General features: G+C 32.3%; 21 protein-coding genes. All 21 read left to right on the top strand.

Going from position 1 to position 18,830, the window contains the following annotated elements; genetic code table 11:
* Positions 1–8 precede the first annotated feature (8 nt).
* The 21 genes from FG167_RS13775 to FG167_RS13875 all read left to right on the top strand — a co-directional run bounded on the left by FG167_RS13775 (position 9) and on the right by FG167_RS13875 (position 18,797).
* Positions 9–911, top strand: coding sequence for a hypothetical protein (locus tag FG167_RS13775; protein WP_203458811.1), 903 nt, complete (start codon positions 9–11; stop codon positions 909–911).
* Between the two features lie 28 nt (positions 912–939).
* Positions 940–1,794, top strand: coding sequence for an acetolactate decarboxylase (gene budA / locus FG167_RS13780; protein WP_203458812.1), 855 nt, complete (start codon positions 940–942; stop codon positions 1,792–1,794).
* 7 nt (positions 1,795–1,801) lie between these two features.
* Positions 1,802–3,049 carry a carboxymuconolactone decarboxylase family protein gene (locus FG167_RS13785; protein WP_203458813.1) on the top strand — a complete coding sequence of 416 codons (1,248 nt, stop codon included), beginning with the start codon at positions 1,802–1,804 and terminating at the stop codon, positions 3,047–3,049.
* A gap of 87 nt (positions 3,050–3,136) precedes the next feature.
* On the top strand, positions 3,137–4,078 hold the full coding sequence (locus tag FG167_RS13790; protein WP_203458814.1) for an NADP-dependent oxidoreductase: 942 nt from the start codon (positions 3,137–3,139) through the stop codon (positions 4,076–4,078).
* Between the two features lie 13 nt (positions 4,079–4,091).
* Entirely contained in the window at positions 4,092–5,030 is a 939-nt protein-coding gene (locus FG167_RS13795) for an alpha/beta fold hydrolase (RefSeq protein WP_203458815.1), read from the top strand.
* Positions 5,031–5,054: 24 nt separating this feature from the next.
* Positions 5,055–5,648 (top strand): DsbA family protein, encoded by a 594-nt coding sequence (locus FG167_RS13800; protein ID WP_203458816.1) that lies wholly within the window; start codon positions 5,055–5,057, stop codon positions 5,646–5,648.
* A gap of 55 nt (positions 5,649–5,703) precedes the next feature.
* Positions 5,704–7,194, top strand: a complete 1,491-nt coding sequence (locus FG167_RS13805) for an aldehyde dehydrogenase family protein (protein ID WP_203458817.1) — start codon at positions 5,704–5,706, stop codon at positions 7,192–7,194.
* Between the two features lie 185 nt (positions 7,195–7,379).
* Positions 7,380–8,000 carry a MarC family protein gene (locus FG167_RS13810; protein ID WP_203458818.1) on the top strand — a complete coding sequence of 207 codons (621 nt, stop codon included), beginning with the start codon at positions 7,380–7,382 and terminating at the stop codon, positions 7,998–8,000.
* A gap of 95 nt (positions 8,001–8,095) precedes the next feature.
* Positions 8,096–8,692 carry an NAD(P)H-dependent oxidoreductase gene (locus tag FG167_RS13815; RefSeq protein WP_203458819.1) on the top strand — a complete coding sequence of 199 codons (597 nt, stop codon included), beginning with the start codon at positions 8,096–8,098 and terminating at the stop codon, positions 8,690–8,692.
* Positions 8,693–8,695: 3 nt separating this feature from the next.
* Positions 8,696–10,585 carry a monovalent cation:proton antiporter-2 (CPA2) family protein gene (locus FG167_RS13820; RefSeq protein WP_203458820.1) on the top strand — a complete coding sequence of 630 codons (1,890 nt, stop codon included), beginning with the start codon at positions 8,696–8,698 and terminating at the stop codon, positions 10,583–10,585.
* A gap of 7 nt (positions 10,586–10,592) precedes the next feature.
* A complete protein-coding gene (locus FG167_RS13825; protein ID WP_203458821.1) occupies positions 10,593–11,468 on the top strand; it encodes an AraC family transcriptional regulator in 876 nt (291 codons plus the stop codon).
* A 119-nt stretch (positions 11,469–11,587) separates the two neighbouring features.
* On the top strand, positions 11,588–11,782 hold the full coding sequence (locus FG167_RS13830) for a hypothetical protein (RefSeq protein ID WP_203458822.1): 195 nt from the start codon (positions 11,588–11,590) through the stop codon (positions 11,780–11,782).
* Between the two features lie 8 nt (positions 11,783–11,790).
* A complete protein-coding gene (locus tag FG167_RS13835) occupies positions 11,791–12,168 on the top strand; it encodes a nuclear transport factor 2 family protein (RefSeq protein WP_203458823.1) in 378 nt (125 codons plus the stop codon).
* A gap of 8 nt (positions 12,169–12,176) precedes the next feature.
* Positions 12,177–12,806 (top strand): ferric reductase-like transmembrane domain-containing protein, encoded by a 630-nt coding sequence (locus FG167_RS13840; protein WP_203458824.1) that lies wholly within the window; start codon positions 12,177–12,179, stop codon positions 12,804–12,806.
* Between the two features lie 5 nt (positions 12,807–12,811).
* A complete protein-coding gene (egtB, locus tag FG167_RS13845; RefSeq protein ID WP_203458825.1) occupies positions 12,812–13,960 on the top strand; it encodes an ergothioneine biosynthesis protein EgtB in 1,149 nt (382 codons plus the stop codon).
* Positions 13,961–14,908: an L-histidine N(alpha)-methyltransferase gene (locus tag FG167_RS13850; RefSeq protein WP_203458826.1), complete on the top strand. Its 948-nt coding sequence runs from the start codon at positions 13,961–13,963 to the stop codon at positions 14,906–14,908.
* Positions 14,909–14,910: 2 nt separating this feature from the next.
* Positions 14,911–15,579, top strand: a complete 669-nt coding sequence (locus FG167_RS13855) for an aspartate/glutamate racemase family protein (protein ID WP_203458827.1) — start codon at positions 14,911–14,913, stop codon at positions 15,577–15,579.
* Positions 15,580–15,679: 100 nt separating this feature from the next.
* A complete protein-coding gene (locus tag FG167_RS13860; RefSeq protein WP_203458828.1) occupies positions 15,680–16,534 on the top strand; it encodes an SDR family oxidoreductase in 855 nt (284 codons plus the stop codon).
* 193 nt (positions 16,535–16,727) lie between these two features.
* Positions 16,728–17,468: a class I SAM-dependent methyltransferase gene (locus FG167_RS13865; RefSeq protein ID WP_203458829.1), complete on the top strand. Its 741-nt coding sequence runs from the start codon at positions 16,728–16,730 to the stop codon at positions 17,466–17,468.
* A gap of 212 nt (positions 17,469–17,680) precedes the next feature.
* Complete coding sequence (locus tag FG167_RS13870) at positions 17,681–18,307, top strand: TetR/AcrR family transcriptional regulator (RefSeq protein ID WP_203458830.1); 627 nt, start codon at positions 17,681–17,683, stop codon at positions 18,305–18,307.
* A 4-nt stretch (positions 18,308–18,311) separates the two neighbouring features.
* On the top strand, positions 18,312–18,797 hold the full coding sequence (locus tag FG167_RS13875) for a DUF962 domain-containing protein (protein ID WP_203458831.1): 486 nt from the start codon (positions 18,312–18,314) through the stop codon (positions 18,795–18,797).
* The last annotated feature ends 33 nt before the right edge of the window (positions 18,798–18,830 follow it).

Here is an 18,830-nt window from a genome sequence, read left to right on the forward strand (position 1 = left end):
TTTTTAAAATGAAAAATATAATTACAGCACTAGTTTACGGAATTATCGTTGCAGTTGGTATTCAGGAAATTTCTTCTCAAGAACCAAGTATGAGAACTTTTAATGAAAACACAAAAGCAGTACAATTAGATAAGGGTACGATGCAAATTTTTGATTACGGTCAAACTAAAGTTCACGTTTACGAAACCAAAGGGTTTTTTAATACACACGCTTTTTTTATTGAAAAAAACGGAAAAGGAGTATTGATTGAAACACCACCTATGAAAGATAATTACAAGGAACTTGTAAATTATATTGTTGATATAGGTTACACAAATATTGATGTGATGGTTTCTTATCATTTAATAGGTAAGCACTTTTTTGATACGGACAAACTAAAATTCAACCATATATATTCTAATCAAGAATCTTTAGATTATATGACGAATTCTGGTAATGAATCGCTCTCAAAATTAGCAGAAGTTTCAAGTGAAGATCTAGACGAAACTACAATAGTACCAACCGATTTGCTAGAAGCAGGAGCACAAGAAATTTCAGGAATTCCTTTTATTATTACGCCAACTGGTTTTGGTTTTGATGTAGAAATGCCAGAAATAAAGGCGGTCCACTTGCATATGGTTGGGCACGATAACCATACTATGATTTTTAATTCTGAATTTATAGACACCGTAATTAACGAGCTTTCCGCTTTTCAAGAAAAAGGGTATGCGACCTATTTTTCTTCACACAGTGCACCCGAAACTTCGGGAGATGTGACCGTTAAAATCAACTATCTTAAAGAGATGAAAGCTATTCTTTCAGCTTCTAAAAATAGCGAAGAATTTATTCAGAAAATGGATAAAGCCTATCCTAATTTTGGTTGGAGAAATTACTTATTAGGAAGTGCAAATATGTTGTTTACTGAAAACTAATTCAGTTGAACAAAAAAAATCAACCATTATGAAAAAACTAATACTATTATTTTCTTTAGCGCTTTTCGCTAGCTGCGGAAATGAGACTAAAAAAGAAGCAATGTCAACTTCGGAAGAAGCACACGGACATTCACATTCTGAAGGTGCGGACGAACACGGTTTGGCACCTCATACCGAAAATACCATTCATCAATATGCACCAACGGTTGCCTTATTAAATAGTATTTATGAAGGTGATATTACCCCGCAACAAATGGTACAGCAAGGTAACATTGGTATTGGAACCGTAAATCATTTGGCTGGCGAATTGGTTGCTGTAGATGGAGTGGTTTATACGATTGATGCCGAAGGCGGAATCGCAGAAGCACCAGACGATTTAGAATCTCCGAATATGACGATGATAAATTTTCAACCGAAACAAACCGTAACTGTTGAAAATATTGAGTCTTATGAAGACTTAACTAGAGAGCTTCAAAAATATTCAACCTCTAAAAATAGCTTTTACGCATATAGAATTAAGGGTGAATTTAAGCACTTAAAAATGGCTTCAGCGCACAAGGTAGAGAACGAAGATGTGTCTTTATTTGAATATTTAGACACACGTGTTATGTACACTAGAGACAACATTAAAGGGACTTTGGTTGGTTTATTTACACCAGATTATCTAGGAAACATCGTAATTCCTGGAATGCATTTTCACTTTTTATCAGATGATATAAAATTGGGCGGACATTTAGAAGACATCAAATTTGATAAGCTTTCTATTGAAATTCAAGAAGTAAACCAAGTGAATTTACAACTTCCAGAAACTGAAAAATTCAGAAATAAAGATTTAAAACAAGGTGCAGCACCAAAGGCTACAGCAAAACAAAATGGTAAATAATAATAGAATGAAGAAGTACATAATTTTAGTTTTAGCATTGTCTTTCTCTTTTGCAAGCATTGCGCAAAACACAAAGGAAGATAACTATAAAACAGGCGTAAAAATTGTAAACGAGGTAAATGGCGATGGCGCTTCCAAAGGTCTGGAAGCTGCTTTTAAAAGCGTGTCTCCAGATATGGCAGATTATATTATTCGTTATGGTTTTGGAGAAATATATAGCAGACCGGGTTTAGATTTTAAGACAAAAGAATTATTAATAATAGCTAGTCTTACTACACAAGCCAATGCAAAATCGCAATTAAAGTCGCATATGAAAGCTGCACTTAACCTTGGTGTAACCCCAGATGAGATTTCTGAAACGATGATTTTGTTAAGTCTCTATACTGGTTTTCCTGCAGCAAACAATGGGATTTTTGCTTTGAAAGAAGTTTTAGATGAAACTAATTATGCTGCTTCTTTTAAAACAAATTCAACGAATCAATTAATTAAAAACTGGGAATTAGAGGGTTTTGCTATGCCAGAATCTATAGTAGCTTCTCCAACTGAAGATTGGTTGTATGTTTCTAACGTAAATCAGAATGAAAAGGGATATATAAGCCGAATTACAAAAGCCGGTAAAGTAGATAATTATAAATGGGTTACAGGTTTAAATAACCCTGCTGGTTTAGCTTTATACCAAGACAATTTGTATGTAGGTGATGGTAAGGAACTTCATATAATTGATGTAAAAAAAGGTAAGCTCATAAATAGCTTTACATCAACAGATGTGGTTTCATTAAATGATGTTGTAGTTTCTAAAACTGGACAGGTTTTTATCTCTGATATTGCAGGCGGAAAAATTTTCACCTTAGAAAATAACAAACTAGAGATTTGGTTTCAAACACCAGAAGTTAAGCATCCTAATGGTGTTTTTATTCAAGATGATAATTTGGTTATTGCCAATTTTGGTGCCGAATTATCTTTATCCTTAACTCCTGATAAATATGGAAGTATTTATAAAGTAAACCTAAAAGATAAAACATTTTCAATGCTTAAAAGTTCTTATCAATTAGGTGCTTTAGATGGATTAACGGCAGTTAAAGATGGTTATTTAGTAACAGGAGGTACAGTAAGTGATTTGTTTTTTATTAATAAGGATACTCGAAAAAGAATAGGAACATTTCCAAAAGGATTGGCAGATATCAGTATAGAAAATTACACATTGTATGCGCCAATTCTTTTTAGTAATAAAATTGAATCTTTTTCACTGCCATGAGATCTCAGTACAAGTAAAAAAGTTGATGAGAAGTAACAAGACATCATCATAAAAAAAGAAGATTTAATCAATAAAAAACACACCATAATGAAAGCAATATTATTAGAAAAAGCAGGAGGACCAGAAAACCTACATTTAGCAGAAGTTAAAAAACCGAGTATAAAAGAGAACGAAGTATTAGTTGCTGTTAAAGCAATTTCTTTAAACCCAGCAGATGTAAAACCAAAGTACGCAGATGCAATGCTAAGTATGATGTACGGTAAAGAACGACCAATAATTTTAGGTTGGGACATTGCAGGTACAATTACAGAAGTTGGTGCGACAGTTACCAATTTAAAAGTTGGCGATAAGGTCTTCGGAATGGTAAACTTTCCAGGTGTTGGTAATGCTTACGCAGAATTTGTTGCTGCTCCTGAAGCACATTTAGCGGTAATGCCCAATAACGTTTCTTTTGAAGAAGCTGCAGCAACGACATTGGCAGCCTTAACCGCATTACAAATTTTATCAGGAAAAGTTAAAAAAGGCGACAGAGTTTTAATACAAGCGGGTTCTGGTGGCGTTGGTCACTTTGCAATACAAATAGCAAAAAGCTTCGGAGCGTATGTAATTACTACAGCTTCAGCAAAAAACAAAGATTTTGTATTGTCTATTGGTGCAGATGAAGCTATTGATTATCACACACAAAAATTTGAAGAAATTTTATCAGATATCGACTTTGTATTAGATACACAAGGTGGTATAGTTTTAGAAAATTCAGTAAAAGTTTTAAAAAATGGCGGAGCAATTATAACCACGGTCGCACCAGATTTACAAGAAGAAGTTAAGGCTGTAGCCGAAAAAGAAAACAAAACAATAACTAATATTTTAGTGCATTCTAGTGCCGAAGATATGTACACCTTAAAAGGGATGCTAGAAAGCGGAGCTATAAAACCAAACATCTATAAAACCTTTGCTTTTGAAGACATGGCAGACGCCCATAGAGAAGTTGAAAAAGGAAGAACAGTTGGTAAAGTGATTGTTACTATTTAAGAGCATTTTGGTTATGGATAATAATAATTCTACAAACGCTTTAATTTTTAACAAAGATGCATCAAACCACAAGAAAAGACCTTTTCTAGTAGATAAAGAAGAGTATCCTTTTAAAAGTAATTGGTATGACAAAGATGGTGTTTCGATGCACTACATAGATGAAGGAAAAGGCATACCTATTGTATTAGCACACGGAAACCCAGAATGGTCATTTATATATAGAAATATTATAAAAGAGTTATCTGGTGAAGCAAGATTAATAGCTTATGATTTACCAGGTTTTGGATTTTCAGATACGCCTAAAAATTTTGATTATACTCCGCAAGAGCACGCAAAATGGGTGAAATCTTTGGTGCTTGATTATTTAAAACTTGAAAAGTTTATTTTGGTTGTGCAAGATTGGGGCGGACCAACCGCATTGCATCTTGCTACAAATCAACCCGATAGGATTCTAGGAATCGTTATTTCTAATACTTGGGCGTGGAAAGCCAATAAAGAGTCTGAAAAATTTTCTAATTTCTTTAAAACGGAAGAAGGAAAGAGACTTATTTATGAGGAAAATTATTTTGTAAGAACATTGCTTTTAAAAAGTATGAATAAAAAATCTGGCAATAATCAAGCGATTATTGATGCTTATGAAATGGTATTTCCAACACCAGAATCTAGAAAAGGAACATTGATTTTTCCACAGCATATTACACTTTCAGAATCTTGGTTCCTGGAAATAGAAGAAAAATTACATCTTTTAGCAGACAAACCAGTGGAGTTGATCTTTGGTGAGAAAAATAGAACTCTAGGAAATCCAGAATCGATTGCTAAATGGCGTTCTTATTATCCAAATGCAAATGTGCAATTATTGCCAAATGCAGATCATTTTACACAAGAGGAAAGCCCTGAGAGTTTTGTGTTTGCACTTAGACGAATATTAAAAGAGAATAAGAATTCTATATAAATAATAATAAAAAAACGAGATAAAATGAAATATGAAATTTCAATGTTTTCTGATTTTCAATGCCCTTATTGCTATATAGCAAAAGGAACTATGGATAGCCTGAAAAAAGAATATGATATTGAAATTAACTTTAGAGGATATGAAATTCATTCAGACATACCTGAAAACGGTATTCCCTCAAAAGATTATTTTCCAAATGCAAAACAGAAAAATATTCAGCTACAAGAATTTGGACGTCAATTCGGTTATGAATTTGCAGATATAACTACTATGCCTAATTCTAACAAAGCATTACAGGTTGCAGAGTATGCTAAAGAGGTAAACAAATCGGATGCCTTTAATACACTAATGTACGAAGCATTCTTTTTTAAAGACATAAACATAAGTTTGGTTCCTGAAATAAAAAAAATGGCATTGTCAGTAGGTATTTCAGAAGTAGAAGTTGATCAGGTTTTTGCTACAAATAAGTATAAAGAAATATTAGAATCCAATAAAATATTTTGTAGAGATAATAATATTTCTAGTGTTCCAACTTTTATTATTAATAATAAAATTATAGTGGTTGGAGCTCAAAGTGCTGAAAATTTCAGAAAAGTCTTTGAAGAATTAAAAGCATAAATAAACAGTAACGATTATATAAAATTTTTATAAGAACATATAAAACATACCGAAAATGAAAACACAAGACGAATTACCAAATTACACAAAAAAAATATTTGTTGGTGGAGAATGGAAAGACGGAAAAGGACCAGCAATAAAAGATATTAACCCTTGGAATCAAGAGGAGTTATTCTCTTTAAATAGTGCTACGGAAGATGATGTTAATGAAGCTTTTGAAACAGCTGCAATTGCGCAAAAAAAATGGGCAGCAGTTTTACCTCCAGAAAAGAGCAGAATGATGCTTAAGCTTGCCGAAGTGGTAAGAAACAGAAAGCAAGAGTTTGCAGAATGGGCAAGAAAAGAAGTCGGTGCAACTTTAGCAAAAGGTTATTTTGAAGCCGAATTAGTAGCTAGTGTTTTTGAAAGTGCTGTGCATTTACCATTATTAGTAGAAGGTAAAATTTTACCAAGAGATATAGAGGGTAAAGAATCTATTGCAGTTAGAAAACCATTAGGGGTTATCGGATTAATCTCTCCTTGGAATTTCCCTGGACAATTAACTGCGCGTACTTTAGGACCTGCCTTAGCAGTAGGTAATGCGGTGGTTTTAAAACCAGCATCGACATCTATAGTTACGGGAGGATTAATTTTTGCTTCATTTTTAGAAGAAGCAGGTTTCCCAAAAGGGTTATTAAGTGTGTTACCTGGTGGCGGAAGCACTATTGGTACTGCCATTACAAAGCATCCAATCTCAAAATTAATTTCTTTTACAGGATCAACTCCGGTTGGTCGTCAAGTAGGAATTAACGCGTTGAGTGCTGATATTATAAAAAACATCGAATTAGAATTAGGAGGTAATAGTCCGTTTGTAGTATTGGAAGATGCAGATATTGATCAAGCTGTAGAAGCTGCTGCTTGGGGTAAATTTATGAATCAAGGTCAGATTTGTATGGCTATAAACAGAATTATTGTAGAAGATAAAGTCTATGACGAATTCACAGAGAAGTTTATTGCCAAAGTAAAAACCTTAAAACGTTTAGATATGAATGATCCTGACACGTTTGTAGGACCAATTATAGATCAAGCACAATTTGACACCGTTAAAAATTTAATAGACGAAGCTAAAGCACAGGGTTATAAAATGGCTTTAGGTGGTGAAGCAGATGGCTTACATATGCCACCACACGTTTTTGTAGATACCGATGAAAACTGTCCGTTATTCAAAAATGAGATTTTTGGACCTGCAGTAACTATTACACGTGCTAAAGATATGCAAGACGCATTGCGTTTAGCTAATGCTACAGATTTTGGTTTGTCTAGTTCTGTGTTTACACAAGACGAAGCTAAAGGAATGGCGTTTGCACAAGGTATTGAGGCTGGTATGACGCATATTAATGACCAACCAGTAAATGACAGTGCTTATGCACCATTTGGAGGTGTTAAAAACTCTGGATTAGGTCGTTTTAATGGTCAATGGGGCGTAAAATCGTTTACTGTTGCACATTGGATTACCATTCAAAAAACGCCAAGAAAATACCCGTTTAAAGCTTCGGATTTTCAGTAAAATATAAAAGGGTGTTTGTTTTTAATGCTGAGTTTAATATTAATTAATCTCAGCATTTCTTATATTATAAAGCGAAAAGAAATTACTTCCGTTTTTGAAGTACTATTGTATTCAAAAAAAAGATAAAATTACCTAGGTAATATAGAAGTAATTCAATTTTTTTGCAAATTAAATTTTTACTATAAATGGATAACTTAATTACATTTTCAATTACGGTATTTACTGCCTTTTTTGCTATAACCAATCCCATATCTAATATGACCGTTTTTGTTTCTTTAACACAAGGAGCAGATAAGAAAACGAAGCATGATATAAATAAACGATCCAATATTATAGCCTTTATTATTGTGGCTGTATTTGTGCTTTTAGGAAAATATATTTTCGAATTATTTAATATCAGTATTCCAGCTTTTAAAATTACAGGTGGTATTTTGATCTTCTTTATTGGATTTGATATGCTGCAATCTAAGCAGTCTAATGTGAAAACGCTGGACAACGTTCATGTAGATGAAAACATTGCTGTTTCTCCACTAGCTATACCAATTTTAGCAGGACCTGGAACTATTGTAACTGCAATGAATTTTGTGTCTAATGTGGAAACGATTCATATTATATTGGTAATTCTAATTTTTGGCTCTATGAGCTTAATAACTTATTTCACCTTTAGATTAAGTGATCTAATTGTTAAAATAGTTGGTCATAATGTGATATCTGTAATAGGAAAAATAATGGGATTAATTATAGCTATTATTGGAACAGGTATGATAATTACAGGAATTAAAATATCATTTAATTTAATGGCTTAGTTAGATTACTAAAAATACCAAGTGCATCCATTTATATTATAAGCGATTAAAATTAATTTTATAATCGCTTATTTATTTATAACTAATTTAGTCCTATGAAAAAAATACTCATTTTGTTTTCGCATCCTAAATTCGAAAAATCTAGAGTTAACCAAGCTTTAATTAATCATATTAAAGACAAGGAAAATGTGACTATTCATGATTTATATGAAGAATACCCGGATTTTCATATTGATGTTGCTGTAGAAAAAGAATTACTTAATCAGCACGACATTATTATCTGGCACCATCCTTTTTATTGGTATAGTTGTCCGCCTTTAATGAAGCAATGGATTGATATGGTATTAGAGTTTAATTGGGCTTATGGTCCAGAGGGTAATGCATTACAAGGTAAAATATGCTTAAATGCGATTACTACAGGAGCTTCTAAAGAGGTATATTGTTCCGAGGGTTATAACAGTTTTACCGTGAAACAATTTTTACGACCTTTTGAACAAACAGCAATTTTGTGCGGCATGGAATATTTTCCACCATTTGCAGTTATGGGCACCCACAAACTTAGCGATGAAGCTTTAACAGATTATAAAATGAACTACGGAAAATTAATAGATTTACTACAAGTTAATTTATCGGCTAATGACTTTGGAAACAAATCATTTATAAATGATATTCCACAACTAAATAACGTATAAAAGATGACTGGAAGTATACTTTTTGAAGCCATAGTTTTTCTTGCCGGAGCCATTATTTGTGTTTCTATTGCCAAACGTTTAGGATTAAGCTCTGTGATAGGATACTTATTAGCAGGAGTATTAATTGGTCCGTATGTATTCGGTTTTATTGGAAATGAAGGAGATGATATTTTGCATTTTGCCGAATTTGGAGTAGTCATGATGTTGTTTTTAATTGGATTAGAAATTGAACCAAAAAATTTCTGGAACATGCGAAAAACCATACTTGGTATGGGCGGAATTCAAGTAGGAGGAACCATGTTACTCTCCTATATATTATTTACTGTTTTAGGTTTTGAGTGGAAAATAGCCTTGGTTATTTCCATGGCTGTGGCATTATCATCAACAGCAATTGCCATGCAAACCATAAAGGAAAAAAGATTAATGGATACTACCTTTGGTACGTCTGCTTTTTCCATTTTATTGTTTCAAGATATTATCGTGATTTTTATGTTGGGTTTTATTCCGCTGTTATCGAATACAGAGGATAACGCTTCCGCGGAAAACAACAGTGAACATACTAATTTACTAGATAGTCTTCCTGTTGGTTTTCAAACTTTAGCCATTCTTTTATCGGTAGTTTTAATCATTGTTGCTGGCCGTTATTTAATTGTTCCTATGCTACGAAAAGTAGCTAAAACAGGCGTTCGTGAGCTATTAATTGCAGCAGCTTTTTTAATTGTTTTTGGCATTTCCTTTTTAATGGAATATGTTGGAATTAGTCCAGCTCTTGGAGCGTTTTTAGGTGGTGTTGTATTGTCTAATAGTGAGTTTAAGCACGAATTAGAAAGTACACTTGAGCCTTTTAAAAACTTACTTCTAGGATTATTTTTTATGGCCGTTGGTGCTTCTATTAACTTTATTGTTATTGCAAATAGTCCGCTAACCATTGGTGGAATTTTGATAGCAGTTATTGTGATTAAAGCCATCGTTTTATTTTTAACGGGACAAGTGTTTGGTTTAAAATTAGATCAAAAATTATTACTTACGTTTAGCTTGGCCCAAATTGGTGAATTTGCTTTTGTATTACTATCATTTGCATTTGGCCTTCATATTTTGTCGCAAGAACAAATGGATATGATGCTCGTAATTACAGCTTTATCGATGTCATTAACACCAATTATTAGCATGATTAATGAGCGTGTTATTCTTCCTAGAATTGGTACAAAAGAATCCATAAAAAGACCAATGGATCACATCGCTAAATCACAAAAAATAATACTAGTAGGTTTTGGTCATTTTGGAAGTACAATAGGTCGTTTTATGCGTTCTCATGGCGTGGAAGCTACTATTTTAGATCATGATTCAAATCGTGTAGATTTTCTTAGAAAAATGGGATTCGAAGTGTATTATGGGGATGCAACGCGATTAGATTTATTAGAATCTGCGGGAATCGCAGAAGCTAAAATAATTATTTGTGCGACCAATAAGATTGAAGTTTCTAAAGCGATTAGTAAAATTGTAAAAGAAAAATATCCGCATGTGGAATTAATGATTCGTACTAAAAATCGCTATGATGCCTACGAATTACTAAATCTTGGAAATGAAAATATCTATCGCGAATCCTTAGAAACGTCCTTAACTTTAGCGAAAGATGTATTGAGTAAAATGGGTTTCCGTAAATATACGTTGAATAGACAAGTACAGAATTTTATCAAGTATGATGAAGATAGTTTAAGGCGTCTGGCTTCCGAACCTAAAAGTGAAGATAACTATATTTTTAAAGCAAGAAAAGAGCTAGAACAACAAGAGAAGTTTTTAAATGAAGATTTTAAAAGAGGTATTGTAGAATATGATAATCATTGGGATAGCGAACATATTAGAAAAGCTCTAGATAATAAAGAAGACCAATAAAGTATTGATGCAAAAAGACATTCCACATATTGTGTTTAATTCTAAAAAACCAGATAATAATGGTATAGAGATATTAACGATTGAAAGTCTTTCTGTTCGAAAAAAGGATATCCCGCATAATCCGGAAAAAGCACATCAATTGGCGTTTAACATGATTGTGTTTTATACCGAAGGAAAAAGTAAGCATCTAGTAGATTTTGTATGGCACGAAGTGAAACCAAACACGATTATTCACTTGTCTAAAGGGCAAATTAATGCCTTTCAGTTTCATGAAGATTTAAAAGGATTTATTATACTTTTTACAGACGAATATCTTAAAAAACAGATAAATAATTTGCTAAAAAACGAATTAGTTAGAATGTTTAATGCACACTTATTTTCGCCAATTATTCAGGTTCCTAAAGATTCGAATGTTGCGAAATATCTACAATTATTTTATGAAGAATATTCCCGTATAGAGGAAGATTACAATCAAGAAAATACCTATAATTCCTTATATTCTATCATTTTTTCAAAATTAGAACGTTTAAAACAGTACCAAACATTTCATTTAAAAAGCTCGGATAAATTAAATACGTTTCTAGCCTTTAAATCGCTTTTAGAAAACCACTATATTCAAAGTAGAAATGCAGATTTTTATGCAGAGAAATTAAACATCACGTATAAACATCTAAACACTATTTGCAAAGACACCCTTGCTATTACTGCGAAACAATTTATTGATGAATTTATAATTCTTGAAGCAAAAAGATTGCTAATAAATTCGGAAATAAAAAGTACAGAATTAGCCTATTCTTTAGGTTTTGAAGAACCTACAAATTTTGTAAAATACTTCAAGAAGCATACCGGATTTACCCCAAATCAATTCAAAAAACAGTACTAATAAGTATATTGTTTCTTTATAGAATAGCTATTGTGGTTCGATATTTACCTTTTTTACTCTTATATTCATCGGTAGTTAAGCTTATGTTTTTCTGAAATTTGTTTTAAAATATAAGATTAATGTCAGATATAAAAACTTGCCCAACTTGTGGCGCAAAAGCAAAGTATAAAGTTAAAGATGCTGTTGAAACTTTTGAGGCTGTGCAAGACGAAGAAGTCTTGAAAAAAGTGGGGCAGCTTAAAAAAGCAATGCAAAAGTTTAAAGAAAAAGCGGAAGCGCTAGAAAAAGAATTAACGGAATTAAAATCAAAATAACGCAACTTATGGATATTCAAAAAAACAAAGAGAATGCTATTGCTTTCTATAAAATGGCCTATGAAGGAAATCCTACTAAAGCAGTAACGCTTTATGTTGGTGATGCTTATAAGCAACATAATCCTATGGTTGCAGATGGTCCGCAAGCATTTATTGATTATTTTAATCGCATGCAAAAAGAATACCCTGTAAAGTCTATGGATTTTGTAAGAAGTGTTGCTGAAGGGGATTTAGTAGCTTTACATACGCATCAAATTTGGCCAGATAATGACGAGTACGTTACTATGGATTTTTTTAGATTTGATACCAACGGAAAAATTGTAGAACATTGGGACAGCATTCAACAAATACCAGATACTTCTAATAATAATAATACCATGTATTAAGTCATATTATGAACGTAATTAAAAAGAATTTTGGTTGGGTAATCGTTACCATACTAGCCAGTTTACCATTACTAGTTATCTTCAAAATGATAAACATCGATTTTTCAAATGGTTTATCGTTTTCCTTTGCCGAAAATGCTGTTGGAGAAGGACGTACAACTGTTGAAATGTTATATCATGTTTCTGGGGAATTTGCCATTCGTTGGATGACTGCTGTATTAACCTGTACACCGTTTTTTATCCTTTTCGGAATTTCAAATCTTTTTGTACGACAAGCTATGGGAATAGCAACAGCAGTTTGGAGTTTACTTCATTTTATCATTTTTATTGCTGCGGAAGGTTTTTTAGAAACCTTTACTCAAGTCAATTATATTGCAGGCTTTATTGCTGTTTTAATATTGATTCCATTGCTGTTTACATCCAATAGAAAAGCAATGAAACGACTTAAAAAGAATTGGAAAAAGCTACAAAGCTTTTCCTATGCTGCCATTTTATTAAGTTTAATTCATGTGGCTATTTTAGATAAAACATGGATTATTTATGCGGTCATTGTTGGTTTGGGTTTTATTCTTAGAATTCCTTTGGTCAAAAATAAAATTATTAAATTTAGAAAAAATAGAAGAATAGCAAAGGCTTAATTATAATGAATATTAGCAAAATATATAAAGAGGTTAGAAATGCAACCATAGATTTTTGTAGTCATTTAGAAATAGAAGATTATTCCATTCAAGTCGTACAATTTGCCAGTCCTGCAAAATGGCACTTAGCACATACAACATGGTTTTTTGAAACTTTTATTCTCAAAAACTATGTACAAGATTATGTGGCGTTTAATGCTAATTTCAACTTTCTATTTAATAGTTATTACAACAATGTAGGAAGTAGAATATTGCAAACCAATAGAGGTAATATGTCGCGTCCCAGTACCGATGAAATCTTTGCATATAGAGCGTATGTCGATACTGAAATGCAAGATTTCTTAAAGGATGTTTCCGATAAAAATTTACTAGATTTAGTAACACTTGGTTTAAACCATGAGCAACAACATCAAGAATTATTAATTACGGATGTAAAATATATGCTTGGTCATAATCCTATTTTTCCGTTGTATCATGAAGGTGTTAATCTTATCAAAGATAACAATGCGAATACGGAAAGTATTACCATTAAAGCTGGTTTATATAAAATTGGTCATCAGGGAAATGATTTTTGTTATGATAATGAATTAGGAGTGCATCAAGTATATGTGGATGATTTCGAAATAAATAATCATGTAGTGACCAATGGGGACTATTTAGAATTTATGGAATCTGGAGCCTATTCTGATTTTAATCTTTGGTTAGATGATGGTTGGTCTTGGGTAAATAAAAACCAGATCCATGCACCAATGTATTGGCACAAAATAGAAGGAGAATGGCACAATTATACCTTAGCAGGATTACAAAAAGTAGATAAAAATGCCATATTGAGTCATATTAATTTTTACGAAGCAAATGCTTTTGCCGAATGGAAAGGCATGCGTTTACCAACCGAATTTGAATGGGAAATTGCTTCCCAACAATTGGATTGGGGAAAACGTTGGGAATGGACAAATAGTGCGTATTTACCATATCCAAATTTTGAAAAAGAAAATGGAGCAGTAGGTGAGTACAACGGAAAATTTATGAGTAACAAAATGGTGCTTCGTGGTGCATCTGTTGCTACTTCTAAAAACCACAGCAGAACAACATATCGTAATTTTTTTAACCCAACAGAAAGGTGGCAATTCACCGGAATTAGATTAGTAAAATAGATGATTGAAACATTTAAAAAAGAAGTAAAACTAGGATTAGATAATAACCCCAAAACACTTCCATCCAAATATTTTTATAACAAAATTGGCGATGCTCTTTTTGTTGAAATAATGAATCTTCCAGAATATTATCTAACAAGAAGTGAATTAGATATTTTTCAAAATAGAACCCAAGAATTAATAAGTGGGTTGCAGCTTAAAGCTAATGCGCATTTTGAGTTAATTGAGCTTGGTGCTGGGGATGGTTTAAAAACTAAAAAGCTTCTAAGCGCATTAGATAAACAAGATTTTACGTTTGATTATCTTCCAATTGATATTTCTTCCAACGCATTAAGTTTGCTAAAAAAAGACCTTTCAGAAACATTACCAAACGTATCTGTTAAAACACAACAAGGGGATTATTTTGAAATATTAGCTTCCTTAAAAAACAGTAACAAACCTAAAGTTATTTTGTTTTTAGGTTCTAATATAGGTAATATGAAAGATGCATGGGCAGCAGAATTTATCTATAATTTAGGAGCCAATTTAAAACCAGGAGACAAGCTCTTATTAGGTGTGGACTTAATAAAACCGAAAGAAATTGTTTTACCAGCTTACAACGATAATAAAGGGATTACCGCTAAATTCAACCTTAATTTATTGCATCGAATGAATGAAGAATTAGGTGCCGATTTTAACCTTGAAAATTTTAAACACCAACCGGAATATAATGAAGCCGAAGGTGTTGCTAAAAGTTTTATTGTGAGCATAGTAAAACAAACTGTAAATATAAAATCTATAGGAGTTTCTTATAGTTTTGAAGCGGAAGAAAAAATACACACAGAAATTTCAAGAAAATATAACGATGCGTTAATCGAAAAAATTATTGCAAACACAGACTTTTCTCTAGACACTAAAATACTAGATAGTAAAGGGTATTTTGCCGATTATATCTTGACAAGACACTAAAAATGCCAGAAACAAAACTTGCCGTATTAGGACTTGGAAGTCGCTCAACGTTATTTTATTTGAGCGAATTGAATCGTTTATACAATCAAGCGAAAGGTGGTTACAGCACATGTCCATTTGTACTATTAAATACAGATTTCAATGCTATTAATGTTTTATTGCCAAATCCTTCCGAAGAGTTAGACGCCGTTTTAAAAACCTATATAAGTGAAATAGAAACGTATAATTTACAGCAGATTTTAATTCCAAATATTACCCTTCACGAAACCATAGATAGATTACATATTGCTAAAGACGTATTGCATCCTGTTAATTTAAGTATTAAAAAAATCAAAGCCAACAATTGGAATAAAGTTGTTTTGTTTGGTTCGTTATTTAGTATGCATGCTTCCTATATAAAAAATCAATTATTAGCAAATGGTATTGAAGTCGCCCTACCAACTCAGGAGGATATGGAGTTTATAGATGACGTAAGAAAGCAAATTTATAATGAAACAGAAACTACTGAGTTGATTGAAAAATATCACTCATTAATTAATTCATATTCCACTAATAATCCTGTAATTATTTCTTGCACAGAATTGTCAATTTTAAAACCTAAAGGCAATAATAACGTTCTAGATATGGCAGATGTACAAATTGAAGAAGCCATAAAACATTGTCTAGCTTAGCGCATACATTTACCATTTTTAGGCTAAGATTCATCTTAAGTTTTGTTAGAAAATCAGGCACCTTTGTATTATCAAATTATTAATTGTAAAAACAACTATTATGAAAATAGCAGTAACATCAGCAAGCGGAAAATTAGGAGCTTCCATAGTGAAACATCTAGTTCATTTAATTGGTAAGGAAAACGTTATTGGTATTGCACGTACACCAGAAAAAGCTGTGCATTTAGGTGTTGAAATTAGAAAAGGAGATTACAATAGTAGAGAACAGTTTGATGGCGCTTTAAATGGAGTAGATACTGTATTATTGGTTTCAGGGATGGATACACCAGATAAACGGATTATACAACACAGAAATGTTATTGAAGCAGCAAAGCAAAATGGTGTTCAAAAAATAGTGTATACAAGTATTGTAGGTGCCGAAGAAGGGAATGCTTTTAGTCCAATTGTGCAAACCAACAGACAAACAGAGAAAGATATTCAAAACTCAGGACTAAACTGGGTGATTGGACGAAACGGAATTTACATTGAGCCAGATTTAGAATACATAGACACCTATGTGAAAGAAGGGGAAATAAGAAATTGTGCAGCAGATGGAAAATGTACCTACACAAGCCGTGAGGAATTAGGTTTCGCTTACGCTAAAATGCTAACCGAAGACAAACACAATGCGCAGATTTATAATCTTGTTGGTAATGGCATTACGCAAACACAACTTGTAGAAAAAATTAATAAAGTTTTTAATACCAATCTAGTTTTTAAAAACGAATCTGTTGAAGCTTATAAGGCAGAAAGAACTGAAGCGTTAGGTGATTTCATGGGAACTGTTATTGCAGGTATTTATGAAGGGATTAAAGAAGGTGCAAATGATGTGTCTTCGGATTTTGTAACAGTTACAGGTAGACCACATTTATCTACAATAGAAATGATGAAGAATTTCAAAAACACACAAGAATAATTAGTAATAGTGCTTTTGTAACGAGCGTATCTTAGCTTGTAAATACTAGCTTACAATTGCAAACAGAGGAATAGTAGCATCATAAAAAGGAATAGCTACACCTTTGTAGTTTTTTTGATTAATAGCAAGTAAGGCTATCTATAAGGATAGCTTTTCTTATTTAAAAGGATTCATTTTATTTAAAATTAAGTGTATGAAAGATAATTTTTCAACGGAATCGGATAAGTATGCAAAGTACAGACCTATCTATCCTGAAGCCTTTTTTGATTACCTAAAATCATTAATGGAGAGGAAACAAATCGCTTGGGATTGTGGTACAGGCAATGGACAAGTAGCATATAAACTTGCGCAAAGTTTTGATACGGTAATGGCTTCCGATTTAAGTCAAGCGCAAATAGATAACGCCAGCAAATCCGATAATATTTATTATACCGTACAACGTGCAGAAAAAACAAATTATGCCGATGCAATTTTTGATTTAATCATTGTTTCACAAGCAATTCATTGGTTTGATTTTGATGCTTTCTATAAAGAAGTAAAACGAACTTTGCATCCCAATGGTTTCCTTTGTGTGGTTGGCTATGGTACTATTCAAATGTCTGGCGAAATTGGTAAATTAATTGCTCATTTTTATAGCGATATAATTGGTTCGTATTGGGATGAAGAACGTAAATATTTAGACGAAAACTATCAATCGATTCCATTTCCTTTCCAAGAAATAGAAACGCCTACTTTTATTAATACCTTGTATTGGTCTTTAGAACACCTAATTGGTTATTTAAATACATGGTCTTCCGTGAAACATTTTATAGATCAAAATGCGTATAATCCTGTCGATTCTTTACAATTGCAATTGGAAAAACATTGGAATAGTGAAGACCTTAAAGAAGTAAAATTCCCCATATTACTAAGAATAGGAAGGCTTAAAGAATAGATTTATAGTATGTCTTTTTAATGTTAATTACCTAGATAGTTACTCCCATTTGCATACGATTTGTCCTTCTTGTTAAGCAGGTTTTGTGCAATCCAATAATCCTAAAGGTTGTCTTATTTTATAGATGACCTTTTTTTAATTATTACATTTAGTAAACGTTTACTAATTAATTTACTATATTAGTCTCTAATTACTAATCACGTGTATTTATTTTGAAAAACAAAATCAAGATTACTGCCATTTCCTTATTTAATACCTACGGAATATCTAATGTTTCCATGAAGCAAATTGCGGATACTTTAAACATTAGTCCGGGAAATTTAAGTTATCACTATAAAACAAAAGCAGATCTTTTGGCTACTATTTATAAAGAGATGTATGCCGAAACGCTGGATTATATCCTTCCGGAAAACACGTATATCACCTTATTTCATTTTGAAGAAATGATGCTAAAGTTTGACGATCTACAACAACGATATGCTTTTTTCTTTAATGATATTGTGCACATTATTAAAACCTATCCCAAAATTGCGAAACAGTACGAAGCATCTAACTTAATTCGTTTTAAAGACGCTAGAAAACTAATCGATTATTATATCGAAACAGGAAGAATGCAGCCAGAAAATGAATTTATAGACTATAATAAAACCATTTATACCGTTTGGATGACGAGTACCTTTTGGCAATCACAAAAACTAGCAATACAAACAAAAGACTACACCGTAAATAAATGTCCGTCTATAGAAATGCTTTGGTCTTTATTTCTACCATATTTAACAGCGAAAGGATTAGAAGAATATCAACAATTAAGACAATTTGTAAAACTCCCTAATACATAATATCATGAGAAAAATAGATTCCCTTTTAACAGAGTACGCCGAAAGTCATCAAACAAAGATGAACATTGCTATACATTATGTTTGTGTACCATTAATCTTCTTTAGTTTAATTGGTTTGTTGGCTAGTATTCCTTTTCCTGAAGCAATCACACAAGCGTTGCCAAACGGATTATTACCTTATGCGCATTTTGGAACTGTAGTAATCGTTTTTGGATTGTTCTATTATTTGCGTTTATCTTTTGTACTTTTTATTGGAATGCTATTGTTTTCTGCATTGGTATTGATCGGTATTCAGCAAATAAATCAACTAGATATTGCGCCACTATGGGTAATCATGTTGATTATTTTTGTTGTGGCTTGGATTGGTCAATTCATTGGTCATAATCATGAAGGGAAAAAACCTTCATTCCTAAAAGATCTTCAGTTTTTAATGATTGGTCCAGCTTGGACAATGAGCCATGTATTCGAAGCGCTACATATTAAGTTTTAATAAATAATACTTCCGAAGTATTTCATAAAAACC

This window comes from Lacinutrix sp. WUR7, from assembly GCF_016864015.1.
Lineage (GTDB): Bacteria > Bacteroidota > Bacteroidia > Flavobacteriales > Flavobacteriaceae > Oceanihabitans.